32 protein-coding genes, 1 pseudogene and 1 riboswitch are annotated in these 25,751 nt (G+C 43.4%); of the genes and pseudogenes, 17 read left to right on the plus strand and 16 right to left on the minus strand.

Annotated features, from left to right (window positions below; genetic code table 11):
* Entirely contained in the window at positions 1-1,125 is a 1,125-nt protein-coding gene (locus ACQCVE_RS17890) for a methionine biosynthesis PLP-dependent protein (RefSeq protein ID WP_426847044.1), read from the minus strand.
* Positions 1,126-1,211: 86 nt separating this feature from the next.
* A riboswitch (SAM riboswitch) is annotated at positions 1,212-1,333 on the minus strand.
* 186 nt (positions 1,334-1,519) lie between these two features.
* Here ACQCVE_RS17890 and ACQCVE_RS17895 point away from each other — a divergent pair.
* The 4 genes from ACQCVE_RS17895 (at position 1,520) to ACQCVE_RS17910 (ending at position 3,966) form a co-directional block, all read left to right on the plus strand.
* Positions 1,520-2,242 (plus strand): esterase family protein, encoded by a 723-nt coding sequence (locus tag ACQCVE_RS17895; protein WP_426847043.1) that lies wholly within the window; start codon positions 1,520-1,522, stop codon positions 2,240-2,242.
* Between the two features lie 30 nt (positions 2,243-2,272).
* Positions 2,273-2,791: a YjcG family protein gene (locus ACQCVE_RS17900; RefSeq protein ID WP_426847042.1), complete on the plus strand. Its 519-nt coding sequence runs from the start codon at positions 2,273-2,275 to the stop codon at positions 2,789-2,791.
* Complete coding sequence (locus ACQCVE_RS17905) at positions 2,791-3,213, plus strand: GNAT family N-acetyltransferase (protein WP_426863563.1); 423 nt, start codon at positions 2,791-2,793, stop codon at positions 3,211-3,213. The genes ACQCVE_RS17900 and ACQCVE_RS17905 overlap by 1 nt, the downstream gene beginning before the upstream one ends.
* A gap of 78 nt (positions 3,214-3,291) precedes the next feature.
* Positions 3,292-3,966, plus strand: coding sequence for a DUF421 domain-containing protein (locus tag ACQCVE_RS17910; protein ID WP_426863564.1), 675 nt, complete (start codon positions 3,292-3,294; stop codon positions 3,964-3,966).
* Positions 3,967-4,100: 134 nt separating this feature from the next.
* On the opposite strand, the gene ACQCVE_RS17915 is transcribed toward ACQCVE_RS17910, so the two are convergent.
* Complete coding sequence (locus ACQCVE_RS17915; protein WP_426847039.1) at positions 4,101-4,349, minus strand: hypothetical protein; 249 nt, start codon at positions 4,347-4,349, stop codon at positions 4,101-4,103.
* A 152-nt stretch (positions 4,350-4,501) separates the two neighbouring features.
* Between ACQCVE_RS17915 and ACQCVE_RS17920 the strand changes: the two genes are divergently transcribed.
* Positions 4,502-6,757, plus strand: a complete 2,256-nt coding sequence (locus ACQCVE_RS17920) for an ATP-dependent helicase (protein ID WP_426863565.1) — start codon at positions 4,502-4,504, stop codon at positions 6,755-6,757.
* Positions 6,758-6,952: 195 nt separating this feature from the next.
* Here the strand turns inward: ACQCVE_RS17920 and ACQCVE_RS17925 are convergent, their stop codons facing one another.
* Positions 6,953-7,237, minus strand: a complete 285-nt coding sequence (locus ACQCVE_RS17925) for a hypothetical protein (protein WP_426847037.1) — start codon at positions 7,235-7,237, stop codon at positions 6,953-6,955.
* 153 nt (positions 7,238-7,390) lie between these two features.
* Between ACQCVE_RS17925 and ACQCVE_RS17930 the strand changes: the two genes are divergently transcribed.
* Positions 7,391-7,576: a hypothetical protein gene (locus ACQCVE_RS17930; RefSeq protein WP_426847036.1), complete on the plus strand. Its 186-nt coding sequence runs from the start codon at positions 7,391-7,393 to the stop codon at positions 7,574-7,576.
* Positions 7,577-7,822: 246 nt separating this feature from the next.
* Here the strand turns inward: ACQCVE_RS17930 and ACQCVE_RS17935 are convergent, their stop codons facing one another.
* Positions 7,823-8,359, minus strand: coding sequence for a GNAT family N-acetyltransferase (locus tag ACQCVE_RS17935; RefSeq protein ID WP_426847035.1), 537 nt, complete (start codon positions 8,357-8,359; stop codon positions 7,823-7,825).
* Between the two features lie 245 nt (positions 8,360-8,604).
* On the opposite strand from ACQCVE_RS17935, the pseudogene ACQCVE_RS17940 reads away from it, so the two are divergent.
* A pseudogene (locus tag ACQCVE_RS17940) lies at positions 8,605-9,611 on the plus strand (IS1595 family transposase).
* A gap of 35 nt (positions 9,612-9,646) precedes the next feature.
* Here ACQCVE_RS17940 and ACQCVE_RS17945 read toward each other — a convergent pair.
* Positions 9,647-10,198 (minus strand): cysteine hydrolase family protein, encoded by a 552-nt coding sequence (locus ACQCVE_RS17945; RefSeq protein ID WP_426863566.1) that lies wholly within the window; start codon positions 10,196-10,198, stop codon positions 9,647-9,649.
* Between the two features lie 487 nt (positions 10,199-10,685).
* Here ACQCVE_RS17945 and ACQCVE_RS17950 point away from each other — a divergent pair, with 487 nt between their 5' ends.
* Complete coding sequence (locus ACQCVE_RS17950) at positions 10,686-12,074, plus strand: M28 family peptidase (RefSeq protein WP_426863567.1); 1,389 nt, start codon at positions 10,686-10,688, stop codon at positions 12,072-12,074.
* A 42-nt stretch (positions 12,075-12,116) separates the two neighbouring features.
* Here ACQCVE_RS17950 and ACQCVE_RS17955 read toward each other — a convergent pair whose 3' ends face one another.
* The 4 genes from ACQCVE_RS17955 to ACQCVE_RS17970 all read right to left on the minus strand — a co-directional run bounded on the left by ACQCVE_RS17955 (position 12,117) and on the right by ACQCVE_RS17970 (position 14,265).
* A complete protein-coding gene (locus tag ACQCVE_RS17955) occupies positions 12,117-12,371 on the minus strand; it encodes a stage VI sporulation protein F (RefSeq protein ID WP_426847032.1) in 255 nt (84 codons plus the stop codon).
* A gap of 136 nt (positions 12,372-12,507) precedes the next feature.
* A complete protein-coding gene (locus tag ACQCVE_RS17960) occupies positions 12,508-12,633 on the minus strand; it encodes a YjcZ family sporulation protein (protein WP_426847031.1) in 126 nt (41 codons plus the stop codon).
* 87 nt (positions 12,634-12,720) lie between these two features.
* Entirely contained in the window at positions 12,721-12,936 is a 216-nt protein-coding gene (locus tag ACQCVE_RS17965) for a hypothetical protein (protein WP_426847030.1), read from the minus strand.
* A 990-nt stretch (positions 12,937-13,926) separates the two neighbouring features.
* Positions 13,927-14,265, minus strand: coding sequence for a DUF1360 domain-containing protein (locus ACQCVE_RS17970; RefSeq protein ID WP_426863568.1), 339 nt, complete (start codon positions 14,263-14,265; stop codon positions 13,927-13,929).
* Positions 14,266-14,407: 142 nt separating this feature from the next.
* On the opposite strand from ACQCVE_RS17970, the gene ACQCVE_RS17975 reads away from it, so the two are divergent.
* The 5 genes from ACQCVE_RS17975 to ACQCVE_RS17995 all read left to right on the plus strand — a co-directional run bounded on the left by ACQCVE_RS17975 (position 14,408) and on the right by ACQCVE_RS17995 (position 17,072).
* Positions 14,408-14,806 (plus strand): spore coat protein, encoded by a 399-nt coding sequence (locus ACQCVE_RS17975; RefSeq protein WP_426863569.1) that lies wholly within the window; start codon positions 14,408-14,410, stop codon positions 14,804-14,806.
* A gap of 35 nt (positions 14,807-14,841) precedes the next feature.
* Positions 14,842-15,120 (plus strand): spore coat protein, encoded by a 279-nt coding sequence (locus ACQCVE_RS17980; protein WP_426847027.1) that lies wholly within the window; start codon positions 14,842-14,844, stop codon positions 15,118-15,120.
* A 93-nt stretch (positions 15,121-15,213) separates the two neighbouring features.
* Positions 15,214-15,675, plus strand: coding sequence for a spore coat protein (locus tag ACQCVE_RS17985; RefSeq protein ID WP_426847026.1), 462 nt, complete (start codon positions 15,214-15,216; stop codon positions 15,673-15,675).
* A gap of 163 nt (positions 15,676-15,838) precedes the next feature.
* Entirely contained in the window at positions 15,839-16,333 is a 495-nt protein-coding gene (locus ACQCVE_RS17990) for a CotY/CotZ family spore coat protein (RefSeq protein WP_426847025.1), read from the plus strand.
* Positions 16,334-16,793: 460 nt separating this feature from the next.
* Positions 16,794-17,072 carry a hypothetical protein gene (locus tag ACQCVE_RS17995; RefSeq protein ID WP_426863570.1) on the plus strand — a complete coding sequence of 93 codons (279 nt, stop codon included), beginning with the start codon at positions 16,794-16,796 and terminating at the stop codon, positions 17,070-17,072.
* Between the two features lie 677 nt (positions 17,073-17,749).
* Here ACQCVE_RS17995 and ACQCVE_RS18000 read toward each other — a convergent pair.
* Positions 17,750-18,028 (minus strand): hypothetical protein, encoded by a 279-nt coding sequence (locus ACQCVE_RS18000; RefSeq protein ID WP_426863571.1) that lies wholly within the window; start codon positions 18,026-18,028, stop codon positions 17,750-17,752.
* A gap of 15 nt (positions 18,029-18,043) precedes the next feature.
* Positions 18,044-18,193: a hypothetical protein gene (locus tag ACQCVE_RS18005; RefSeq protein ID WP_426863572.1), complete on the minus strand. Its 150-nt coding sequence runs from the start codon at positions 18,191-18,193 to the stop codon at positions 18,044-18,046.
* A 216-nt stretch (positions 18,194-18,409) separates the two neighbouring features.
* Between ACQCVE_RS18005 and ACQCVE_RS18010 the strand changes: the two genes are divergently transcribed.
* Positions 18,410-18,856, plus strand: coding sequence for a CotY/CotZ family spore coat protein (locus ACQCVE_RS18010; protein ID WP_426847023.1), 447 nt, complete (start codon positions 18,410-18,412; stop codon positions 18,854-18,856).
* 47 nt (positions 18,857-18,903) lie between these two features.
* Here the strand turns inward: ACQCVE_RS18010 and ACQCVE_RS18015 are convergent, their stop codons facing one another.
* Positions 18,904-19,398, minus strand: coding sequence for a CotO family spore coat protein (locus ACQCVE_RS18015; RefSeq protein ID WP_426847022.1), 495 nt, complete (start codon positions 19,396-19,398; stop codon positions 18,904-18,906).
* A 74-nt stretch (positions 19,399-19,472) separates the two neighbouring features.
* On the minus strand, positions 19,473-20,375 hold the full coding sequence (purU, locus tag ACQCVE_RS18020; RefSeq protein WP_426847021.1) for a formyltetrahydrofolate deformylase: 903 nt from the start codon (positions 20,373-20,375) through the stop codon (positions 19,473-19,475).
* Positions 20,376-20,535: 160 nt separating this feature from the next.
* Here purU and ACQCVE_RS18025 point away from each other — a divergent pair, with 160 nt between their 5' ends.
* Together ACQCVE_RS18025 and ACQCVE_RS18030 are read left to right on the plus strand one after the other, a co-directional pair.
* The gene (locus tag ACQCVE_RS18025) at positions 20,536-20,745 is read left to right on the plus strand and encodes a helix-turn-helix transcriptional regulator (RefSeq protein WP_426847020.1); all 210 of its coding nucleotides are present in this window, start codon (positions 20,536-20,538) and stop codon (positions 20,743-20,745) included.
* Positions 20,738-20,881 (plus strand): hypothetical protein, encoded by a 144-nt coding sequence (locus ACQCVE_RS18030; protein WP_426847019.1) that lies wholly within the window; start codon positions 20,738-20,740, stop codon positions 20,879-20,881. The genes ACQCVE_RS18025 and ACQCVE_RS18030 overlap by 8 nt, the downstream gene beginning before the upstream one ends.
* Positions 20,882-21,089: 208 nt before the next feature.
* On the opposite strand, the gene fabI is transcribed toward ACQCVE_RS18030, so the two are convergent.
* From fabI to mgtE, 3 genes are all read right to left on the minus strand, one after another.
* The gene (gene fabI, locus ACQCVE_RS18035) at positions 21,090-21,866 is read right to left on the minus strand and encodes an enoyl-ACP reductase FabI (protein WP_426863573.1); all 777 of its coding nucleotides are present in this window, start codon (positions 21,864-21,866) and stop codon (positions 21,090-21,092) included.
* A gap of 103 nt (positions 21,867-21,969) precedes the next feature.
* Positions 21,970-23,814, minus strand: coding sequence for a monovalent cation:proton antiporter family protein (locus ACQCVE_RS18040; RefSeq protein ID WP_426847017.1), 1,845 nt, complete (start codon positions 23,812-23,814; stop codon positions 21,970-21,972).
* 14 nt (positions 23,815-23,828) lie between these two features.
* On the minus strand, positions 23,829-25,199 hold the full coding sequence (gene mgtE, locus ACQCVE_RS18045; protein WP_426863574.1) for a magnesium transporter: 1,371 nt from the start codon (positions 25,197-25,199) through the stop codon (positions 23,829-23,831).
* Between the two features lie 184 nt (positions 25,200-25,383).
* Here mgtE and ACQCVE_RS18050 point away from each other — a divergent pair.
* On the plus strand, positions 25,384-25,751 hold a 368-nt coding region (locus ACQCVE_RS18050; protein ID WP_426863575.1), incomplete at its 3' end, for a metallophosphoesterase.

Below are 25,751 nucleotides of genomic sequence, written 5' to 3' on the forward strand. Positions count from 1 at the left end.
TCAGTATTGCTCAATTTTTTCCGCCTCCTTAACAGCCTCGAATGCCTGCTTCAAATCCGCTTTGATATCTTCTGCGTGCTCTATTCCCACCGAGAAGCGCAGAAGCCGGTTACAGACACCGTTTGCCGTACGTATTTCTTCTGGTATATCCATATGCGTCTGGGTAGCCGGATACGTCATCAAACTTTCAACCCCGCCAAGACTCTCTGCAAACGTGATGATGTTCAAATTTTTCAAAAAGGGGTTGATCCACTCCTCTTTAGCGATTCGAAAGGAAAGCATGCCCCCTCTTCCCGGATAAAGGACATCCGTTACCTCTGGACTTTCCTCTAAAAATTTCGCCACTTCTGCAGCATTGAGCTCGTGCTGCCTCATTCTTAATGCCAGCGTTTTCAACCCCCTGATCAGGAGCCAGGAATCAAAAGGGGATAAAACGGCTCCGATTGCATTATGGTGGGACGCAAGCTCCCTGCAGAGCTCTTCGCCTTTCGCTGCCACAATTCCGGCGAGCAGGTCGTTATGCCCTCCCAAGTACTTGGTTGCGCTGTGAATGACAATATCTGCTCCGCTTTTCAGCGGCTGCTGGATGACCGGTGTATAAAAAGTGTTATCGACAATCAGCAGCAGTCCATGCTTTTTTGCCATTTGTGCGACCGCTGCTATATCCGCTTCCTGCATAAGCGGATTCGTTGGCGTTTCTAGAAAAATCGCTTTTGTATTTGGGAGGATTCTCGCTTCAGTATGCTCCAGGTTTGTAAATGAATCATATTGAAACGTTAATCCATATTTGCGCCATTCCTGCTCAAAAAGCCGGTACGTTCCGCCATAGATGTCCGACGAAACGATTAAATCATCACCTGTTTTAAACAAAGCCATAATCGTCTGAATCGCCCCCATCCCGGAGCTGAAAGCAAAGCCCTGATCTGCTCCTTCAAGCTCCGCAACAGCATGCTCAGCGATTGCTCTCGTCGGGTTGCCCGTCCGTATGTAATCAAAGCCCGTCGACTCTCCAATTCCTGCATGGCGATAGGCTGTCGTTAAGTAAATCGGAGGATTGACGGCGCCTGTCGCCTGTTCACTGCGGTTGCCTATTTGAGCCAGGATCGTTTCTGTATGTTTTGTCATATTATCCCCTCATTTCTTTTAATAAAAGAATACAAAAAAGCCTTCTCCTGAAATAAGAAGAAGGCTTGTCGCTTAAACATTTCTTCCTCTTATCTCCCAAGCTCCGAGTTGCTTGCTGGATTTAGCACCTTGGTACGCAGTCACGTTCGCGTGTCTACCGGTTGCTGAGGTTTCGCAGGGCCAGTCCCTCCACCTCTCTGGATAAGAATAAATCGTCGGAAATATATGAATTTTTTATAACCTTACCGTATATCTATGATTTTTTCAAGCTTTTCATTCATTCTTTTCTGCTCTTTTGAAAACGGCATTTTTTCCAGAATCGTGATAAAATAAGTGGAAGCGAATTCAAAAGTGAATTTTTAGCTTGTATTACATTCATCTGGAGGACTTACAAGTGGAGAAGCAAACTGGAATCGTTAAAGAATCTTCTTTTTTTTCAGAGGCATTAGATGAAGAGCTGACAGTACTCACCTACCTGCCCAAAAGCTTTTCACCGCTCTATAAATACAGCGTCCTGATTGCCCAGGACGGTCAGGATTACTTCAGGCTTGGGCGGATTGCCCGCCAATATGAATCACTTCTGGAAACCGGAAACGCTGAAAATTTAATTATCGTGGGAATTCCTTATAAAAACGTTAAGGACCGGAGAGAGAAATACCATCCTGAAGGGGCGAAGTTTGCTGCCTACAAGCGTTTTCTCGCTCATGAACTGGTTCCCTTTCTGGACCGGGAATTTCCGACCTATCAGGTGGGTCAGGGCCGTGCCCTGATCGGTGATTCGCTTGCAGCTACGATCGGATTCATGACAGCTCTCGATTATCCGAGCATTTTTGGCAAAATCATTATGCAGTCTCCTTATGTTGATGCACAGGTGCTTGAGGCCGTTTCGTCCTTTACATCAGGACCGGAAATGACGATTTACCATCAGGTCGGCATAAGAGAAACTGAAGTAAAAACCACTGCCGGAGAGGTGCAGAATTTTATCGAACCGAATCGTGAATTGCAAAAAGCGATCGAAAAAAAAGGATTTCCTTACACATATGAAGAATTTGATGGAGACCACACATGGACTCATTGGCAGCCTTTGCTTCCTGATGCGCTGAAGGCCATGTTCTAATTTACTATTCAACTAATGGAGGGAACCTGAATGAAATACGGAATTGTCTTATTCCCGGCAAAAAAACTTCAAGATCTGGCGAATTCTTACCGAAAACGCTATGACCCTCATTATGCGCTCATTCCGCCGCATTTGACCCTGCGCACTCCGTTTGAAGCATCGGATGAGAATATAAAAGAAATTTCCAAAGAACTTCGGGCTATCGCTAAAAAATTCAGCCCTGTTCAGCTGGAAGTTCAAAAAATCAGCTCCTTTTCTCCCGTTAATAATGTTATTTACTTAAAAGCGGAACCGAATGACAATCTGATAGCCCTTCATAATGAGCTTTATACCGGTGCTTTGGAAGAGGAGCCCGAATATTCATTTGTTCCTCATATCACCATTGGCCAAAAACTATCGGATGCAGAAATGGCAGATGTACTTGGACAGCTTAAAATGCAGGAGAATCATCATATTGAAATGATTGACCGCTTCCATCTTCTTTATCAGCTTGAAAACGGAGCCTGGACGGTATACGAGACGTTTATCCTTGAAAAAGGAGATCTTTGATGCACGCTAAAGTCGTTCAGACAGAAAAAGAAATGCAGGATGCCTTTTCTATCCGCATGAAGGTATTTGTAGAAGAGCAAAAAGTGCCGGCAGAAGAAGAAGTAGACGAGCATGAGGAAGCAGCTGTTCATGTAGTGCTTTACGATGAAAGCCAGCCAGTCGGAACCGGAAGAATAAGGGAGTTGGATGGCTATGGGAAACTCGAGCGCATCTGCATCCTTCCCTCCCATCGCGGGAGAGGTGCCGGTAAAATAATCATGAAAGAGCTTGAAGTCATCGCAGCGCCTAATATTGAAAAATTCAAGCTGAATGCGCAAACCCAGGCGGTACCATTTTATGAAAAACTCGGCTATGAAATACGCTCAGGTACATTCATGGATGCCGGCATTCCACATGTAACGATGATTAAAAAACGTACATAACCGACAGCGGAAATCCGCTGCCGGTTTTTATTTGAGTGAAAGTCCGGTTAGCTGTGCAAGCTACTAAGGGTGATTGTCATGGATATGTTTAAAATAGCAGTTGAACTGGTTGTGGGATTTTTCGGATTGTTTGTCATGTCAAGGCTCCTTGGGAAAACACAGATCACACAAATTACTACCTTTGATTTTATTTCTGCTCTCGTCCTCGGGGAATTGGTGGGGAATGCCGTTTATGACGAAGATATCGGGATAGCAGATATCCTCTTTGCCATTGCCATTTGGGGAATTTTGATCTTCATAATAGAGTGGTTTACCCAAAAATCTAACAAAGCCCGGATTCTCATGGAAGGGAGTCCAACCATTGTAATACGGAACGGAAACATATTGAAGGATCAGTTAAAGAAAGAGAAGCTTGACTTAAATCAGCTGCAGCATTTGATCCGGTCAAAAGGCACCTTTTCTATAAGAGAGATTGAATTTGCCATTCTAGAAACGGATGGCAGTGTGAGCATTTTAAAAAAGCATCAATATGAAATGCCGGTCCGGTCGGACTTTTCCATGGATGGGACTGAGCCTGTTCTTCCTTACAGCCTGATATTGGATGGGGCTGTTCAGCGGGATAATTTAGAAGAAGCAGGCCTTACTGAAGAATGGCTTGCTACAGAATTATCTGTCCAGCACATTCACTCCTATCAGCATGTCCTTTATGCTGAATGGCGCAAAGGAGATGGGCTGTTTGTCCAAAAAAAATAAGACCTTATCCGGTCTATACAGACTGCTCCTGGCGCTCAGAGCAGTCTCCCCCTCTTATGGCAATGATCAGGCGGTTCTGCTGCCGAAATATTAACCGGTCAGCATAACTGAAGCTTTTATTAACCTGAAGCTGTTTATATCCTGATATCAAATGAAAGTCCTTTTCCGGGCTCAGAAGGCAATGTCCGTTCAGAAGACCGTTTGGCGCGTTCAAATAATCTTGAAAACCGGTTTTCCTCAAACTTGCGTTCTTCCTCCATTTTATCGCGTTGAAGATGGATTTTTTGAACACGGTTAAGTGCAGCATAATCATTTTTTACAGGCACAGAGCGATTGGCATACTGTATGTACTGATCATTTTGAATAGGCGCGACCCAGCTCATTCTCCCACTCTCCTTTATATAAACATACCCCAATATTTTAATAAAAAACGCCTTCATTACCTTTTTCTTTTTTTAGCCATCTGTTAAGATGGTTGTTGTCTATTTTACATATAATATACGTGCCCTAAAGTGATTTTATGGGAGGAAACCAAATGTTTTTTGCGAAATTTTCTGATAGATTGATAGAACTCCCTTCGTATCCCAGAGGGGATTTTCAAAAGCTTTATAACTTAAGTAAAGCCGGTCTCCTGACATGCCCTGTTTGCGGACGTCCGGTTATCCTGCAGTTCAGGATCTCTTCTCCTCCTGAATTCATCCATACAGATCAATCCGGTTCAGAGGCCTGTGTAAACGCATATATTCCTTCGAAGCCTCTAAAACCAGATCACCAGGAAACGTCATCTGGAGGGTTTCGGATGCCTAAGAACAAGCCGGTATCCGATTCAGATGCTTCCACGGTATGGAGAAACCCTGATTTTCCAGGATTGATTGCTCCGTTCACTCAAAAGGAAGATCCGCTCATTACGCTTTTTGATGACGTTACGCTTAATCAGGCACAGCATGCAGCGGTCACTTCTGAAGCAGCCTCTACCCTTGTACTGGCAGGAGCCGGCAGCGGGAAGACCAGGGTTTTGACCTCAAGGGCTGCTTATTTAATTCAGGAGAAAGGAGCCGACCCGGCCTCTATTATGCTGATCACATTTACTGTGAAGGCCGCGAAGGAAATGAAAGAGCGGATGTCCTCGCTGTATGGTCTTTCGCCTCAGCAGGTGAACCGCATGGTGACAGGGACCTTCCATGGCATCTTTTATCGTATTCTTACTCACCACGACAGGAGCCGCTGGGATTCTAAACATCTTTTAAAGGAATGGCAGCGCGAGCAATACGTCAAGCAAGCCGGCCGAGAGCTGAAGCTTGATGAAACAGAGTTCCCTTTTGATCAGGCGCTTCAGCAGATAGGACTTTGGAAAAACTCCCGGCTTTCACCTGCTGACATTAAATGCGCAGACAAATGGGAGGAAAAAGCTTCCTTTCTATATAAAAGATATGAAGAGTTTAAAGAGGCCAATGGCCAGTTTGATTTTGATGATATGCTGCTGCAGTGCCTGCTGCTGCTGGAACACAACGATGAGATTCGTGAAATGTATCAAAAACGATTTGCTTCGATCCTCATTGATGAATTTCAGGACATCAATCAAGTCCAATATGAAATGATTCAACTATTATCAGAGCGCCGGCAATCCGTTTTTGCAGTGGGAGACGATGATCAGTCTATCTATGCATTCCGTGGAAGCAATCCCGCCTTTCTGCTTCAATTCACAAAAGATTTTCCGGGAGCGAAGGTTATTCACCTTGCTTCCAACTACAGGTCAAGCCATGAAATTGTCGCAACAGCCAACAAAATGATTGCTAAAAACCGAGAGCGCCACAAAAAGAGAATGGATGCCACCTTCACAAATGGAGTCAAACCGCTGTTCTTTTACCCTTATGATGAAGAGGAGGAAGCAACCCTCATCGTCAACGATCTGAAGGAGAAAATGCTCAATGGACGCAGACCTGAGGATTTTGCCATCCTCTACCGCACCCATACCGGCGGCCGGGCGATATTTGAGCGGCTGAGCGAGTCCAGCATTCCCTATGCAATTGACCAGGAAACCGGCTCTTTTTACGAGAGGAAAATGGTTCGGACCCCGCTGGCTTATTTAAGATTGGCGGTCAATCCGGATGATGGTCAAGCGATGAAAGACCTCGTCTTTGCCCTATTCCTGAAATCACAGGTTTTGCAGGATGTAAAAGCATTATCCATAATGAATGATTGTACACTGCTTGAAGCTCTCATTCATATCAAGGACATAAAGCCTTTCCAGCAAAAGAAAATCAAGGACATCCTTCCTTATTTTCAGCGGATCCGTACAATGGCGCCACTTGATGCACTTCTTGTTATCGAGAAAAAAATGGGGCTCGCAGACACCATTAAAAAACGGGGCAATGAAGGGAACAAAATCGAGAAAGGTTCCGACGACCTTCAGGATTTAAAAGTTGCAGCCAAAAAGTTCAGCACGATAAAAGAACTGCTGGAGCATGCGGATCACATGACCGCCCTCTCTGCTGATCTTAAAAGAAATGGCCGAAATCAGGCGAACGGTGTCCGGTTAATGACGATTCACCGATCAAAAGGCCTTGAATTTCCATACGTCTATGTCCTCGGTGCAGTGGACGGCAGCATCCCTCACGATTTCTCTCTTGAGTCTGCACGTAACGGGGAATTTGCAGCATTTGAAGAAGAGCGCAGGCTGCTTTATGTGGCGATGACCCGCGCCCAATACGAGCTCTATTTATCTGCTCCTCAAACGCGGCGCGGAAAAAAAAGTGCCCCATCACGATTTTTTCAGGCAATTGAACAATAGGAAGCAGGGTGACCACCTGTCTTAGAAGAAACCCCCGCATTGCAGTTCATCATGCAAGGCAGGGGGTTTTCTATTTTCAAAGCAAAATGCCGGCCGGCAGCGGAAACCGGGTATTTCATTGGTCCCTCACCAACCATCCTCTTTCATTCTTTTAGTCGCATCCCCCAAAAGTGATAAAAGCCACTCTCCTGACAATCATAGCGATAAATACAATAATAGCTGGGAAAAAAGGATATTTTCAGGGAGAAAAAAATTCATCATGCAAATACTTAATATCCCTGCACTAAAAATCACCACAATCCTGTATGCATAAGAAGTCATTTTTTCGAAGTGAATGCAGTCAACAAAGCGTAGGAAGGCAAAACGGCAGCAAGAATCAACCACTCCATAAATGGAAAGAACGAATGAAAAAGCAGCAGCATAATCAGAACGGCCAGTAGAACATTCTTCAATCTCCTTCCCCTTGAATAGTGATTTCATGAATAGAACCCCTCAATTTTCCCTCAATTCTATTAGCTGAATCCACCATCAGGATTGCCCGGTAAAATTTCAGGCTCGTCTGCCCGATAGGAAAAGCATTATTTCGGATTTTAGAAATACATATAGAACACAAGACGGAAAGGAGTTGTGAAGATGGATTTTTTATCTGTACTTTATAATATTTTATTTACTTTCTTTCAGGCTGGAGTTTGGGCCGCTGGTTTCTTTTATTTAGTGAATATCACTTTTCCAGACAAGCGGATTAAGGATGCTTCGAAGATCGCTCTCGCCGTAACTCTTGTTATTTATCTTTTATATGCCATCGCCAAACATATATAGCAGATGGAGAAGCCTGGGCAAAGTGTTCTCACTTTGCTCATTTTATTTGCCTTATTGCTTTTGGCTCTGTTATACGTTAATGTTGATATTTCATCCGAAATGAACTCATTTATGAATTTTTGTTGTTGGCGTCTTCTTCACCTAAAGCAACCGTTAGTTTAAGTATATTACTTCACAATCTTCTAACCGATTGATCCCTTATTTATGTATTAAAAGCTATCAACCTAGCATTTGTATCTTGGATTATTACAATAGCATACTTTTAAAATCACATTTAAGTAATGACATAACAATTTCATCTGAGTACGAATCATTATAGTATAAGGATTGACGTAAGACGCCTTCTTTTACAAACCCTGCCTTTTCATACGCTCTAATTCCACGCAAATTATGGCTAAATACTTCTAACTGTAAACGATTTAATTGGAGTTGTTCAAAAACAATTCTTAGAACAATGTTTATAGCTTCAGTACCATATCCTTTACCTGTTAATGAAATAGAAGCCATCGATATTCTGAATCCTGCTTTTTTGTTCTCCTCATCTATTTCTAAAATCGATAAATCCCCAATCATTTCGTCAGTACCTTTTAAACAAATAGCGAAATCATAGCGACTTGAATCATTATTAACATTTTCAATATGGTTCTTAATTTGATCCAGTGAAAAATTAGATTTCGTTCCAGTCATATAACGTATTTCTTTATCCATTGTGTTTTCTAATATCATAGGTGCATCTAACTCGCAAAGAGGCCTTAAATAAATTCTCTCACTCTCTATTCTCATTTTAATTTCCTCCTCAAATTGTTTTACATTTTTAATTCCCGCACTTTTTTTACCAGAGTACTACTTCAACTCCCTTCTAAGAATACCTGATTCTTTAGTTAAACTGCCCACTGGTTCAAAAGGAAAATCAACAACAACATTAACAGAGCCTTGCTTTTAAAAAAAGGCTGTTTTCACATAGATTGTTGCTATTTGACCATACTATAAATAGGCTGATATATTGCCATTTATGGAGGTGTTCGGATATGTGGAGACACGTTTATCGTAATATTAGTGACTCATCAAAATCAGAGCAATTAGCCCTATTTGAAGCAATGAAACAAGACTTGTTTCCAGAAGAACGGGAAGATATTGCGAAGATGCTCAAAGACATTCGTGAAACTCGTTTTTCTGGCGGTCTGGCGTGTCTTCACTGTGGGAGTCTATCAGTCAAGAAGAATGGTAAATATCGTGCAAGACAACGTTATCTTTGCAAGGATTGCGGTAAGACCTTTAACGATATGACAAATACTCCATTATCAGGATCTCGATACCCTCATAAGTGGCTCAAACACTTTGAAATGATGATTGAGGGTTATACTCTACCCAAAATTTCAGAAGCCTTGGAAATTCATATTTCTACGGCTTTTTATTGGCGACATAAAATTCTAAAAGCTATCCGTTCATTAGGAAATCAAACCTTAAAAGGGATTGTAGAGAGGGATGAAACATTTTTCTGGAAAGTGATAAAGGGAAAAAATCTATTACTCATAGAAAACCTAGTAAGCGTGGTGGTGTGGCTACGAAAAGAGGCATTTCAAAGGAGCAAATCTGCGTTCTCGTTGCTCAAGACCGAAATGGACAAGTTATTTCTCAAATGGCAGGAAAAGGGCGTATCAAATCGACGGATATAGACAAGGTGTTAGGTGTATATATCGACACCTCTGCTTTGCTATGTAGCGATACAGCTACAAACTACAAAAGGTTTGCTAAGGATAAGGGCTTACAACACGAAATGGTAAATATGAGAAAAGGAATTTATGTGAAGAAATCTATTTTTCATATCCAACACGTTAATGCTTATCACAAACGATTAAAGCAGTTTATGGAGAGATTTCAAGGTGTTGCAACGAATTATTTGGATAACTATTTATATTGGTTCCGATACCTTGACCAAAGTAAAAAAGTTGCTCACAAAGAACGCAGACAACTTTTGTTTGGTGCTTGCCAAAAATCAAATTACATTACAGTGGATATGTTTAGAAGTGCATAAAATACTTTTTAAATCCGAAATACAAGATAGCCCTGTTATTTATGGAACAACTCTATTAATTTTGTTGAGTCCAAAACGGCAATTCCTCTATTATTTAGAAACTTTAATGACTTCTCTCTTTTTATATCATTCGAACTTGCAACTGCATCTCTTACTACTGTTACAGTGAAATTCCTACGAATTGAGTCAAGTGCTGTTGAGGCTACACAACCCTCTGCAAATAAACCTACAATAACAATATGCTTAATCTCATTAGTCATTAAATATGAAACAAGTTCTGAATTACTCAATGCATTCCCTTTGTTTTTAGGAAAATATAAATTATTCACCATTAGCAATCTATCATCTAATTCAGCACCTTCACTTCCTTTTAATGCTGAATTTTTGGTTAAAAAATTCACAATAAACTGTTTAGGTTCATATTCATTACCTATATACACAACAGGGACACCTTGACTGTCAGCTTTTTCAACAATTCTATTAACTTTTTCTAACATTGGTTCGATTTGATGTTTTGCTACTGGCATCCGAGCTTCATCACCAATAAAACCCTTTTGGATATCAAGTACAAGTAAAGCTATACCCATCTCATAACCCCCCTATCGTTAAGAAAGTCTCTTAACTAATGTCAATTCTATTTTCTATATTTTAACATATGATATATTATATATTCTTAACAAATTAAAAACACCTTACGAAAACAGCGTAAAAAAACGAACAGATAAAGGATGCTGACAGTTATTGCATGCTGCAGGCTGAAACCGCTCCCTGTTTAGCGTAAGAGTGGGTATCATCTGTTCTGCTTCCCCGCGCAGGAGACCTGCCCCTGCTGCATCCGTCTGCTTCCCTCCTACCCTCGATGAGTCTGGTATATGTTTCCCATCACCCCTTACATATTTAAACAATTATTTCCAAAGTGCTTCCAAAGCCCCCTTCTTAAACTCCCATAATCTACAAAATGCATCAAAAAATAGAAAATTCAGACTACTATTGTTCGGTCATTATGTCACTTATTTCGCTTGCCGAAACAATATAAAATGAAACTGTAAGACTATCATTTTTAGGGGGTTTATAATGAAGAAACCAATTTTTGCTTCTGTCCTTGCCGCTTCTCTCATCCTAGGGGCCGCAGGTGCGCAAACGGCTTATGCTAAACCTGCAGAGCAGGCATTCGAGCTGAATGTAACCGAGAAAAAAATCTTAAAAAAGATTAATGCAGAGAACATGTACAGCACGATTGCAGAGCTTTCTAAAACACCTCGTGTTGCAGGGACCGAATCTGAATGGGGAGCTGTACAGTATGTAAAGAAGAAATTTGAATCGTACGGGTACAAAACCAAGGTTCAGCCATTTACTTTTGAGGGGTATGACGCGCCAACAAAAATTGAGCTTACCGTAGGATCGGAAACCTTTAAGCCCGGTTCATTTACATACACAGTCGGCGGCAAAGTATCAGGGGAGCTTGTTCTTGCAGGCCTTGGGAAAAAAGATGAGCTTCAAACCTTGGATTTAACAGGTAAAATCGCTTTGATTAAACGCGGCGAAATCAGTTTTGCCGAGAAAGTGTTAAATGCTGCAGAAAAAGGAGCATCCGGGGTCATCATTTACAACAATACCACTGGTGCATTAAGCGGCACACTAGGGGCAGCAAACGAAAAATATGTACCCGCCGTCACGCTGACTAAAGCAGAGGGCGAGGCGCTTGCAGCCAAAATCAGCAGCGGCGATGCCGGAACGGCCCATTTACATGTGGAAGGCGGAAAAGTAGAGACCCGCACCTCCCATAACGTCATCGCGACAAAAAAGCCGGTTGTATCAAAAAATAAAAAAAGTGATGTAATCGTCATCGGTGCCCATCATGATTCAGTTGAAGGAGCTCCCGGTGCCAATGATGACGCTTCCGGTACAGCGATGACTCTTGAAATGGCACGTATTTATCAGCATGTGCCAACGGACACGGAGCTTCGGTTCGTTACCTTTGGAGCCGAGGAAGTCGGACTTATCGGTTCTTATCACTACGTGGAAAGCCTCTCAGATGAGGAAATCAGCAGGACCATCGCAAACTTTAACCTGGACATGGTTGGAAGCAAGGATGCAGGAGATCTTGTCATGCTCACCCTGGACGGAAAAGCAAATCTAGTGACAGAGCTTGCCCAGGATAAGAGCAAAAAGCTGAATGGAGAGCCAACTCCATTCGGCCAAGGCGGCCGAAGTGACCATGTGCCGTTTGCGGAAGCAGGAATTCCGGCAGCTCTCTTCATTCATAATCCAACTGAGCCGTGGTATCACACTCCGCAGGATTCCATTGATAAAATCAGCAAGGACAAGCTACAGGATGTAGCAGAAATCATCAGCACCTCGGTCTACGAACGGGCACGTCTTGATATTAAATGGCCAAACGTTTTCAGCGGACCTAAGATGAAAGCGTCCCCGGACATGATTCAGGAGCAGGAGCTCAATTAAATCAGGAAAGCCTTTCATCCAAATGGGACGAAAGGCTTCTCTTTATTTCTTATTAATCATTTTAGAGATCGTATTAAAATCCAGTTTTTCTTTTCCGTTCACAATGGAATTGACGATTTTGTCTTCGGTTTCTTTTGGCACTTTTTTGTTTGCAATTTGAGCGACTTTCCGGATAACACCGCGAACTGTATTTTCATCACGGAAGTTTGCGTTTTGCAGGGAGTTGGCAAGATTAAGAATTTCATTCATGTTAACGCCAGTTTTCTTTTCAATATTTTTAAAGAATTTATTATCCATTTTTTCTGCCTCCTTACTGTTGATTTATCCTATGAAGGTGCCCAAAAAATGGTGCATGTGTTTCTAAACGGAGAAAGTACGGGCTCTAAACCCGTACTTTCCTGTTTGCACATCTTTGAAGGAGACTGCAAGTTTATTAGTTGTAGAAAGAAGCACCAACGATGATCAAAAGAATGAACAATACTACGATTAGAACGAAAGTAGAACCGTAGTAACCGCCACCGCCGTAGCCGCCACCATATCCATAACATCCATAAGACATTAGCCAAGCACCTCCCTTTCCTTCTTCTCTACAACATATGTAGATTGTCTGAAAAGGGTATGGACATTCGTACATTTGTCCCCTGTTTTATTTTCGCCCGGATTTCTTAACAATCCATTTCTCCATATCCTGAGCGGCTCTCTCCATTTCTGCCTCAAATCCATCAGCTGCTGCATCAAGCTTATTCAGCTCTTTATCTTTCCCCTTCAGCCAGGAGTCGCTTTTTTTCATTACCGAATCATGCCCCTTCATCCGATCGCCCATAAACGTTTCAAATTCTTTACTGAGCTTTTTTTTCGCCAATATTCTTCACCGCCTCTTTATATAGAATATGGAGAGCAAATTACATGGGCACAAAAAAGATCCAATCCACCGCAGAGTGGAGAGTGCATGTAGGGAGAACCGGATGGATTCTAAACCGGAAGCATCGAATGAGCGTTTGAAGCCAGTCTGCTGCCGGCGAGAGGCATACAAAATGCGGGTGCTTATCGAACCGTTTCAGAATAAGAAATATTGGCCCTAATTAGCTAAGTTGGGCAGTCACATTGTATACTGGTCTGCCTTTTTTAGGCTGAAAGCCGAAATTATACGTTAAACCGGTCCGGATTTTGGGATCCGTTGCGGTAAGGAAATTTTTTATTGTCCGTATTCCAGATTTATTGTCCGTACTTTCGTTTTATTGTCCGTATTCCAGATTTATTGTCCGTACTTTCATTTTATTGTCCGTATTTCCAATATAATTACTTTTCGACAAAATCCGCTAGATCGTACAGAGGCATTGTTTCCTGGTCGGCCGGTTTTTGAGACTGAAGGCTGCACTGTGGTGTTAAACCTCACAGATTTTGGTCCAGTTCCGGTACGTAATTTGTTTTATTGTCCGTATTCCAGATTTATTGTCCGTATTCCAGATTTATTGTCCGTATTCCAGATTTATTGTCCGTACTTCAGATTTATTGTCCGTACTTTCGTTTTATTGCCCGTATTTCCAATATAATTACTTTTCCTATGAAAAAAATTACCTTATATTTGTATGTTAATCCAACTACAAAAAAGCCTGCAGAAAAACCATCGGGTTCTCTGCAGGCTGAGCAGGTTTACACCTGCCCTTTTTCACTTATCTTTTTTTCCCGCAGCCGCAGCCTTTTTTCTTTACAGGCTTAGAAACCTGCTGCACAGGTACAGCAGGCTGAGGATTGGAATTCAAATATGGTTGCTTCATTGCCAGAGCACCTTCCTTGTTCGGTGATAAGGTATTTTATGATTGATGAAAAGAATTTGTACTGAGTCATCAACCTAATCCAGCAATCTTGATATAGCAGACTCAATCATTCCGGCAAATCCGGCAAGCGCCAATATACAAACCAGCGGCTCTGTCCCTTCCGGCCACAAGAGCCAGCTTCCATAAAGGAACCCTGAACACCACACCCCGGTACACCAATAGCAGCTTAAAAGTTCCCCAATCCACCTTCTTAGCCCTTTTCCTTTCATTTCAATATAAATTACGCCATCCACAGTGTATTCTTCATGAAATGGTCTCCGCAGCCATTCCATGATTTTGTCAAAAACGATCAGCCTTGTCAGACGAAAAACAGCTAACGCAAATAAACAAAATGTTAACCAGCTTTCAAACATCTTCTTCACCTTCCGTTCCTCTATTACAATATGAACGGAGTAAACAGATATGAAAAAAATCACCTGAAAACTGTATGTTTTCATCAGTCCAAACATATCAGAGCTGCATTAACTATGTATATATGGGAAAGGAGTGAATCATTTGTCTAATGATCGGTCAGTCATGGATGAACCAGTGAGTCAGGATACAGAGCAGACAATCTCGCTGTTTCAGCAATCGGACGAAGGCATCTACATTAAAGACTCAAACGAAATTACGGTCGAAACCACCGACACTCAGCTCGCTCTTTCCATACAAGCTGCAATCCAGGCGGCCATCGCCCTTGTAATCAATTTGACGATTGCAGACAGTTCACGAGCAGAACAAGTGACCCAGCATATTTTAACCAGCGCCGTCCTTCAGCAACGAAAGAAACAGCGCATCATCATTATCGGCTCTGAGAATGTAACGGTTAAAGCTACTGATACAGACGTCTCGATATCCCTGCAGCTGCTCATTCAAATCCTGCTGGCTCTGTTGCTGCAGATCGACATTCTGTAACCCTTTCTTAACTATAATCAAAAGGAGTGACTACCATGTCAAGCAAAAACCTGAACGACATTTCTTCAACCCTCATGCAGCTGTTTGTTTCCGATGTATTTAACAAAAACAACATTACGGACGATACAAAAAAACAGCTTACAGAAGACCAAAAACAGAAAATAAAAGCCGTTGTACTCGACCTGCAAGCGAAAGTAGACGAATTCATCGAAGCTCAAGCCAAGAAAAAAGAAGACGAAGAAGCTCCTAAAGCAGAAGCACCAAAAAACACAACACTACGAGACATGCTTAAAAACAAGAAAAACAACGAGTAATCAAAAAATGGGTTATTGCCTCAGGATGTTTGTCTAAACAAAAGCTGATATCCAAACATTTAATAGTATTACAATGAAAGGAGGAAAATGAACATGTCAAATTACTCTTGGGTTGCCAACGACAGAAGCTGCTCCCACCCTACAGAATGCAGCAACAGACTTGGCACAATGTGCGATAATAACGGAGAGGTAGATCAGAACTTCGATCAAGTAAGCAACACGAACCAGCTTTCTTCTGAAACCATCATCATCAAAGACTCTTGTGATATCGAGGTTACAACAACTGAAACACAAATCGGTGTATCCCTCCAAGCAGCACTTCAAGTGGCCATCGCCCTAGTCATCAATCTAACAATCGCTGACAGCGCCCGTGCTGAAATGGTTACACAAGATCTCTTGCAAAAAGCGACAATCACTCAAGCAAGCGCACAAAAATTGGTTATCGAAAACTCCCGCAACGTAAATGTAAAAACAACAGACACAGACATCGCTGTATCCTTGCAATTGCTTATCCAGATCCTTCTTGCTCTTGTCGTATCCATCGACATCTTCTAATTCTCCCCCTAAAAAAAAGCAGGCTCCCCGCCTGCTTTTTCTTTTTCCTTCTTTTTCCGCATCCATCCAAATACTCGTGACGTTCACCCACACCAACGGATAGGTCCCCACATATGTTGTTAAAGACTAATGTCAATCAACCAATTATTAAGGAGATGAAAACATGAGCTGCGGAAAATCCCATGGAAAATACGACTTCGATAGCTGTGTATGCAAAGCGGTCGAAAACATCCTGGCAGAACAAGAGGCTGTCGAGGAAAGCTGCCCTACCAGCTGCTACAGCAACCTGCTTAGCCCATCAGCTATGCCTGGCCGTGATACAATTCCGTTCTTGTTATTTGATAAAAAAGGAAAACTATTCTCAGCATTCGGAAATGTAGGCGGATTTATGGATGACGCTACTTGCTTCGAAACAATCTTCTTCCGCGTCGAAAGCCTAAGAGATTGCTGCGCTACCCTTTCCCTGCTTAAACCAGTGAATGTAGACGGCGACACAATCAGCGTTTGCGACCCGTGCGCAGAAGACTTCTTCGGACTTGAAAAATCCGACTTTTGCATCGAAGTAGATCTGGATTGCTTCTGCGCAATCCAATGTCTATCCCCAGAGCTTGTAAACCGTGTATCCCCGATGAACAAGAAAAAGCACCACCATGGATAACACCTTAGTAGACTGCCTAAATGGTAGTCTATTTTTTTTTTGCGTTATGAAGGGGAAAGGGGCGATGCTGTTGGAAAAGTGTTACGCTGAATTGGATTCCGGCTGCGGCGGGTGGGTTGCTGGTGGGGACGGTACTTTTACATGGGCGGCTCTTTAATGGGGATGGTTCCCCCTTTACATGGGCGGTTCTTACTGGGGGTGTTTTCCTTTTACATGAGGGGCTCTTACTGGGAGGCGGTTCCTTTTACATGAGGGGCTCTTACTGGGAGGCGGTTCCTTTTACATGGGCGGCTCTTACTGGGGGGCGGTTCCTTTTACATGGGCGGCTCTTATTGGGAGGCGGTTCCTTTTACATGGGCGGCTCTTTGATGGGGGCGGTTCCCCCTTTACATGGGCGGTTCTTACTGGGGGTGGGTTCCTTTTACATGAGGGGCTCTTACTGGGAGGCGGTTCCCATTACATGAGGGGCTCTTACTGGGGGGCGGTTCCCCTTTACATGGGCGGCTCTTACTGGGAGGCGGTTCCTTTTACATGGGCGGCTCTTACTGGAGGCGGTTCCTTTTACATGGGCGGCTCTTTGATGGAGGCGGTTCCCCTTTACATGGGCGGCTCTTTGATGGGGGCGGCTCTTACTGGGGGGCGGTTCCTTTTACATGGGCGGCTCTTTGATGGGGATGACCGGCTGTTAACAGGTCTGCTTGTAAAGGATAATATGGCTAAAGCAAAATTTGTCGAATAACCTCGTAAAATCGATATATTGATTTTATCGCCGATATATTTTTATTTTGGTCGATATAATGTTTTTTCAGTCGATATATTGTAAAAATAGCCGATATATGAAAATAATAGCCGATATATTTGATTTTCTCCCGATATTGCCGTTTTGGCAGGCAATCTAAAAGTCTTCAGAGCTATTTTCCGGGCAATCGGCGCCATTCACCATTGCCTTCTGATTCCATTCCAAAGATTTATAGCTTCTGACGGCGGATTTGGCAGCTAAAACGGAGGTATTCAGTAAAAAATCATGGCTCCTTGAGTAGGAGAGCGAGCATGCAAATATTTTCTAAAAAACGAACGAAACGAACAAGCTGCTCTGAGCATCACCTTTTGCTGGGAATATCTAATTTATAAAGATTGAGTCGTGAGGTAAATTGGGGTTTTAAGTAATCCGAGCCACGGAACGTAAATCGACTAACTCATGCAGCCTGAGCAAACTCCCCATTATTGCCCCTTCTCACGCTTTTCCGTCCAGTCCGGACTTGCAATTCCTTCCCCTTGCAGCCTCAAAAAAGTGCCACTTCCTCAATTTTGCCCCCGCTCCTTTCCTCCCTGCGCCTTTCTGAACAGTCCGGCTTTCATTGCCCTTTTAAACGGCAAATCAACTCAACTCCCGTTCCTCACCTTCTCCGCTTCCCCCTAAGTTTCGTCAGCCTGCCCTGCTGATCTGCCCATTTCCAGCCACCACTCCAGCCTGCCTCCCTCCCCCCATTGACCTGCCCATTTCCAGCCCTCCACTCCAGCCTCCCTCCCCCCATTGACCTGCCCATTTTCAGCCATCCACTTCAGCCTGCCTCCCTGCCCCCATTGACCTGCCCATTTCCAGCCACCACTCCAGCCTGCCTCCCTGCCCCCGCTTATCTGCCCATTTCCAGCCACCACTCCAGCCTGCCTCCCTGCCCCCATTGACCTGCCCATTTTCAGCCATCCACTTCAGCCTGCCTCCCTCCCCCCATTGACCTGCCCATTTCCAGCCACCACTTCAGCCTGCCTCCCTCCCCCCATTGACCTGCCCATTTCCAGCCACCACTTCAGCCTGCCTCCCTGCACCGATGATCTGTCCGTTTTAAGCCCCCATTTCACTTACCCTCTTCCCAATTTCACCGCATTCTATGAGCTGTATTTCCTGCCCTTGAGTGCATTCTTCCAAACCCCGTTCATTCCTGCCGGATGATTGCCTCTCTTCCCTGGCTGCCGGCTATAAATAAATTTAACTGAATAGGCACTTGCCCTAGCACCTTTAGTCTTGTACCTGCCTATCCTAGTATAGACAATAATCCTTATTCGGGAGGGATAATAATGACTCGTTCTAAAGACTTCGGGTGTGTTTGCGACGCGGTTGAAAACATCAGCGATCTGCAGAATGCAGTGGAGGAGCAGTGTTCTACCAGCTGTTACAGCAACCTTCTTTCCCCTGTTAATACGTTGGGAGATACGATTCCATTCATTCTATATACGAAAATGGGAACTCCATTCACAGCTTTTGGGAATGTAGGGGGACTCACTGCGGGAGATTGCTTTAATACCATCTTCTTTCGTGTAGAGCATGTGGAAAAATGCTGTGCTACACTTCGTTTACTGATTGCGTTTGATGCAAAAGCACATGTTTTGGATTTTCATAAAGACAGTCCATGTGATGTTTTTCGATTGGAGAAAACAGATTCCTGCATTGAAGTGGACTTGAACTGCTTCTGCTCCATCTGGTGTCAAAATCCAAGACTCATTAACCGCACACATAACAGCTGATTATTAAAAAAAAGAGCTGAATTCGGGTGTCCCCGATTCAGCTCTTTTTAAAATCCGATTGGCTGGATCGCCTGGATATCTTCTGCTTTAATATTGACTGGCTGAGAACTTGCGCTTGTTCTTATATGAACGATTCCGTCTGTTTCACCAAGAATAATCCCTCTGTATGTCTGGTCTGAGAGCTCTACCTGGCAGAGCGTTCTCGGGATGTTGCTTGGCAATGTGGCAAAAAAGTTGATTTTTTCTGGCACGCTCATCTGGTTTAGTGACTTCCTTGTTTTCCGTTCATAGACAGGTGCTTCAGTTTCTATTGGGGATTCGCTTTGTTCCTGGACAAGCTGATCTGGAATTTGATTGTTTTCAGCTTGTGTTTCTTCCAGTGTATCGATTTCTTCAATTTTCGGTTCACTCATTTGCTTTTGCTTGACTGATATCTTTTTCCTTACGGCGACTTGCTGCATATTTGCTTCGGCTGCAATGTTTTCAGGCTGGACAATATACATGAGCGGCTGTTTAGCCTGCTTTTGATTTTTTTCGGACAATTCTTTCCACCCCCGGGTCATAGACTGTTCAAGACAGTTTATTCGCTTTTTACGGAATTCATGACCCGAAGAAATCAGGAAAAGACGACGGTTTTGTTTCCTTCGACTAAAATGCGGTCTTCCAGATGCCATTTAACTGCACGGGCGAGAACGCTCCGTTCAATAGAGCGGCCAATCCGTTTTAATTCATCAACATGGTCATGATGGGAAACGCGTTCGATGTCCTGTTCAATAATCGGACCTTCATCCAGCTCATTCGTTACATAATGAGAGGTTGCCCCAATCAATTTTACACCGCGCTCGTAGGCTCGTTCATAAGGCCGGGCACCAATAAAGGCCGGGAGAAACGAGTGATGAATATTGATGATCCGGTTAGGATTAGCGGCTACAAAGTCCTCGGTCAGGATTTGCATGTAGCGGGCCAATATGATCAGTTCCACATTGTATTCATCAAGCAGGTGCATTTGCTTTGCTTCTGCTTCTTTCCTGATTTCCTTTGTGGCCGGGATGTGGTAGAACGGAATTCCAAGTGCTTCCACAATCTCCCGGCAATCGTCATGGTTGCTGATAACGAGTGACAGATCCGCGGTAATGTCACCGCTTTGCCATGCCCAGATGATTTCCAGGAGGCAATGAGGTTCCTTTGAAACAAAAATGGCGGTTTTTTTCAGATCGGTGACGCGGACAATTTTCCACTCAAGGTGAAATTCATCTGCAATCGGCTCAAACGATTCATTCATTGCTGAGAGTTTCGCTGCAAGCTCAGGGCATTCAAATTCGATTCGGAGAAAAAATGTGCCGCCCTCCGGATTGGATGAATACTGGCTTGATTCAATAATGTTCGCATGATGCTCAAAGAGGAATTTTGAAACGGCTGCAACAATGCCCGGACGATCAGCGCATTTAAGCAGAATACGGCCTCTGTTCGCATATTTTTCATGGTATTTCTTCAGGTTGGATTTGTTAAAAGGTTGCATGATGCACTCTGCCTTTCTTATGTCAAATAACTGTCCTCTATTATAAAGAATCTTTGTTTAAGAAAAAAGTAAAGCGCACTTGAATACACCCCTGATGTAAAGTATAGTTTACGTACAGCAAACTTTACATAAAACTTTACATCACAAATGGAGGTTTCAGTTGAAAACACTTATCCGTGAGAAAAGAAATGAGATCAGCATGACGCAGGAGGAGCTCTCCGTCCTGGTAAATGTCTCAAGACAAACCGTTATTTCGCTGGAAAAAGGCAAGTATAAACCATCCTTAGTTCTTGCACATAAGCTAGCTCAGGTCTTTGCATGCAGGATAGAGGATTTATTTATTTTTGAAGGGGATGAGAATATTGGCTGAAGCATTTGCGGAAAATTGGGTGGCATTGGCAGGACTGTTTTTTGGATTGCTTTGCGGAAGGGCTGGCTATGTATTCGGGATAAAGATGAGAAATAAGCATCGCGGCAATGATGAACGGTATCCATTTCTTGTATAAGCGCCAAAGCCTTTTCCTGGAATGTAACGCTTACTGTTATCATTGCTGGCTGGACATTGATTATCTTATTTGAAGGCATTTCCCTCCCTTTCTTTATTTTTACTGCCCTCTGCGTGCTTCATTTGATAAGCTATGGGATATCTGCTGCCTATTATTCCAGCCGGGTATAAAGAAAAAGCTTGAGGACAGAAGCCTCAAGCTTTTCATTTTATCCGCCGATAATATGATACCCTGAATCTACGTGCAGATTCTCTCCAGTCATTCCCCGGGACAGGTCACTGAAAAGGAACAGAGCTGTGTCGCCGACTTCTTCTGGAGTTGTAGTACGGCGAAGGGGTGCTTTTTCTTCAATTTCCTTAAGAATGGAGTTGAAGTCGCTGATTCCTTTTGCAGAAAGAGTCCGTATTGGACCAGCTGAAATGGAATTCACACGAATGTTTTCTTTCCCGAGATCTTCAGCAAGATATTTAACGCTTGCATCCAGGGAAGCTTTCGCTACACCCATCACATTGTAGTTCTTAACAACGCGCTCTCCGCCAAGGTAGGTAAGTGTTACGATACTTCCGCCTTCAGTCATTAAGCCTTTTGCTTCTTTGGCTACCGCCGTTAGGGAATAAGAGCTGATGTTATGCGCAAGAAGGAAGCCTTCCCGTGTTGTCGCCATATAATCGCCTGCAAGGTCTTCTTTATTGGCAAACGCAATACAGTGGGCAATTCCGTGAAGGACACTGACTTCCTGCTTAATCTCCGTAAAGCATTGTTTAATTTGCTCATCATTTGTAATATCACATGGATAAAAAAGAGAGTCATCGCGTTCCAGTGTCTCAGCAAGGTCCTTTACAGGTTTTTCAAAGCGCTCTCCTGCATATGTAAAAATAATCCTTGCGCCTGCATTATGAAGAGAGCGCGCGATTCCCCAGGCGATGCTTCGTTTATTGGCAACTCCCATCACTACAATATTCCGGCCTTTTAAAGAAAAGTTCATTGAGTGTGCCTCCTGTTTTATACATGTTATTAGTACCTGGTTACAAGTATAGCACCTGCCAAGAAAAAAAGACAGGCACCATTGATGCCTGTCTTAAAAACTGCTATTGCAGCTCTCTTCTTAATTCTCTTACGTACTCAAACGACCCTGTGACGAGCAGCCGGTCCCCTTCCTGAAGCTGGGTGTCTCCATGCGGGACAATTGAGTCTTTCCCCCTGAAAATCCGGACAAAGATGATATCTCCTGTAAAAGGAAACGCTCTGAGGGTAACTCCAGAATACTTGATATTGTTCATAGTAATCTGATACAGTCCTGTTTCTTTGTTAGCAAGAATTCGTACAATGTCAGGTGATTCAATCAAAGCCTGAAGCAGTACTTTTGTAGACAGCAGCACAGAAAAAATATCCACTCCATGTTCTTTGAGCTTCTCTCCCAGTTCTGCGGAAGCAATGCTTGCAATGACCCGCGGAACTTCCTGCCCTTTTGCAGCAATGGCGATATCGGCGTTTCTTTCCTCGTCTCCTGTGGCAACAACCAGAATATCAGCATCAAAAACATCACACTTCATCAGAGTATCCAGAGAATAATCATTCAAATCTTTAATCTCAAACAGGGATTTGGCCATCTGTTCGTCCATTTTATCCTGCACCGTATGATAAACGACCGTCTGATAATAATCAGGATTAAGCTCCCTTGTAACCGGCAGGGTCATTTGGTTGGCCCCGATAAGAGCTACTTTCAGCTTTTGCTCTTTTAGTTTTTGCTTAGGAAAAAGCTTTTTGAAACCGATAGGCGATATGATGCTTGAAATGACCGCCACCAGAATCAATGCCCCTGACATCTGTTCATCGATCACATTAGCCTTTTGCCCAATGGTAGTTGCGGCAATAACCAGTGACAGAGTAGCTGTTAAGAGGAATCCTCCTGAAAGGACCGTTCTCATATCATACCATTTCCGCAAGTATAAAATCGGAATCAGCTTTGATGCAAACAAAGCAATGAGCAATAGAGGAATCAGCGCAAAGATTTTAGGATCCCCAAAAAGTTTCCAAATGTCCAGCTCAACCCCGATCATGACAAAAAAGATAGGAATTAAAAAGCCGTACCCAAACGAATCAAGCTTCTGTACCATTTCTTTGTTGGGTGAAAGAAGGGAAACGAGCACTCCGGCAAGGAACGCTCCTAAAATGTTTTCTGCACCGATCGTTTCGGAAATCCCTACCAATATGATGATCAGCGCAAAAATGGCTCTCGTCCCGATTTGAACGGTTCCTTTTGACATCGATTCAATAAACGTGCGGTTTTTGAACCGGTTTCCGACAAAGTAAAGAACGACTCCTGCTGCAAACAGAATGAGCAGCAGCCAGATGCTTCCCCCTCCTTCTCCGTAAATAGAGGCAAATACGGCAAGCAGAATCATGGTGACTAAATCCGCTATGACGGCAACGAGCAGGATAATCTGGCCGATGTTGCTTTTCATGATATTGGCTTCCTTTAATACAGGGACCACGACCCCTAAGGAGATGGTCGATATAATTAATGTCATTAAAAAGGCGTTTTTGATTAATCCTGTCCAGGCAAAAACTAGGGACATCGCGATAGACAAGATAAATATCCCGGCAAAAACAATACTTGAAGCCAGGAACGTATTTGGAACCGGCTTTCCGTTTGGAAGCTTTTCCTTCCTCTTTCCACTTGTAAACGCGCTAAAGTCTATTTCGAGTCCGCTGAGGAACATCAGGAAAATGAACCCCAGGGTAGAAAGTGTCTGAAGCCATGTGTCCTGTTCTACAATGTCAAAGCCGCTTTTACCAATGACGAGACCCATCAGAATTTCTGCTACCACTACCGGCAAAAAATTCAATTTGAAGCGGTGCATGAGAATTGGGGTCATAAAGGCAACAATTACGACAATAACCAATGATGTTACGGAAGCTCCGTGTTCCATGTTCGCCCTCCTGTCTAAGAATGAAGATTTTGAATAAATAGGGAAGCCAGCCCAAGATAGATAAGAATACTGATAATATCGTTAATCGTTGTAATAAATGGGCCTGACGCCACGGCCGGATCAATTTTAAAACGGTGCATGATAAGAGGCACCATAGCCCCGGCGACTGCTGCTACAATGAGCGAGCAAAGAATGGCGGTCCCGACAAGCAACCCTAACAGGAGGTCTCCTTTCCATGCAAATACAATGCCTGTAACTAAGATTCCGCAAATCGTCCCTGCGATCAGCCCGGTGCCTGCCTCCCTGCTTAAAATTTTCAAGGATGTCTCCTTATCATCTTCCCCAATAGCAATCCGTCTGATGGCGACTGCCAGAGCCTGAGTACCCGTATTTCCTGCCATCCCTGCAATGAGAGGAATGAAAACGGACAATATGGCAACCTGATCCAGAGTCTTTTCAAACCTGCCAATAAGGCTTGCTGTCAGCATGCCGAGAAACAGCAAGATGATGAGCCATGGAAGTCTCTTTTTGGCGGCTGAGAATGGACCTTTATCAGAAGAATCTGCATCGGAAATCCCGGCAAGCTTCGAGTAATCATCCGAAGCTTCTTCATCGATTACATCAACAATATCGTCAATCGTAATGATACCAAGCAGCCGATCATGAATATCCACAACGGGCAGCGCCAGAAAATTATAATCTCTGATCTTTCTGGCCGCTTCCTCCTGATCCACCGAAACTAAAACCGAATAAACCCGTTCATTCATAATTTCAGAAATCATCGTGTCATCATCAGCAATAATCAAATCCCGAAGTGAGACGACACCAGCTAAGCGCCGGTCTTCATCTATTACAAAGGTATAATAGATTGTTTCAGCATTAGGAGCTTCCGTTTTCAATATTTGCATAGCGGATTTCACGGTTTGATGGGCATGGATCGCAACGAATTCAGTCGTCATGATGCTTCCGGCGGTAAATTCCTTATAGTGAAGCAATTCGCGTATTTCTTTTGCGGCTTCCTCCTCCATAAGTGTCAAATATCCCGCTACCTGGCCCTGATCCAATTCATTTAAAACATCAACAGCATCATCGGCATACATTTGAGCAAGCATGTGGGCTGCATATGTGGAATCCATTTCAGAAAGATACGTCTCAACCTCTTCCTCATCTGCATCCAGGTTCTCAAATATCGCAGCCATTTCTTCAGGCGAGAGATATCGGTACAGGAGAGCCCGGTCTTCAGGTTCAAGTTTCACAAACCATTTTCCCTGATCATAGGAATGACGGTTAAAAAACAAATCCCTGAAAGAATCCATCTGATCCTCTCTTAGTGCTGTCAGCAGAAGCTCTTCTTCAAGCTCGTCCATTTTTTTCAGTTCAGCCATCCGCAGCTCCCTCCCTTCTTATTTCCAATCACTTTGAAAATAGCATAATAACATAGTGATTAGAATACCGCATTCCCTTTTTTTCTTCCACCCATAACCTTTCTGACTCTCCTCTATTGAATAGTTGGACTTCTTTTGGGTATAGTTTGTGATAATCGCTGGAAATTAATCGGGAGTGAAGAAGATGGTAAAAATCGATGTAATCGGAGATGTGCACGGCTGCTTTAGAGAGTTAAATGAGCTTATAAAGAAGCTGGGATATATAGAGAAGGAGGGTGTTCCCGTTCACCCCAATGGAAGAAAACTATCCTTTGTAGGTGATTTAATTGATAGGGGGCCCGATTCACTTAAAGTAATTGAAAAGGCGGCACGCATCGTACAGTCCGGAACTGGCTTTTATTCTCCCTGCAACCATTGTGATAAGCTTTACAGATTTTCCGAACGGGAAAGCCCATTCCTTCAGGTGTGGGATGAAAGTGAGGTCGGATACGGAGTACCACTGAAAACCGTAAGGTTTGTGGTGCTTCAAGTATCCGAAATGTTTTGTTCTTT

This window comes from Metabacillus sp. 113a (assembly GCF_050107635.1).
Lineage (GTDB): Bacteria > Bacillota > Bacilli > Bacillales > Bacillaceae > Metabacillus_B.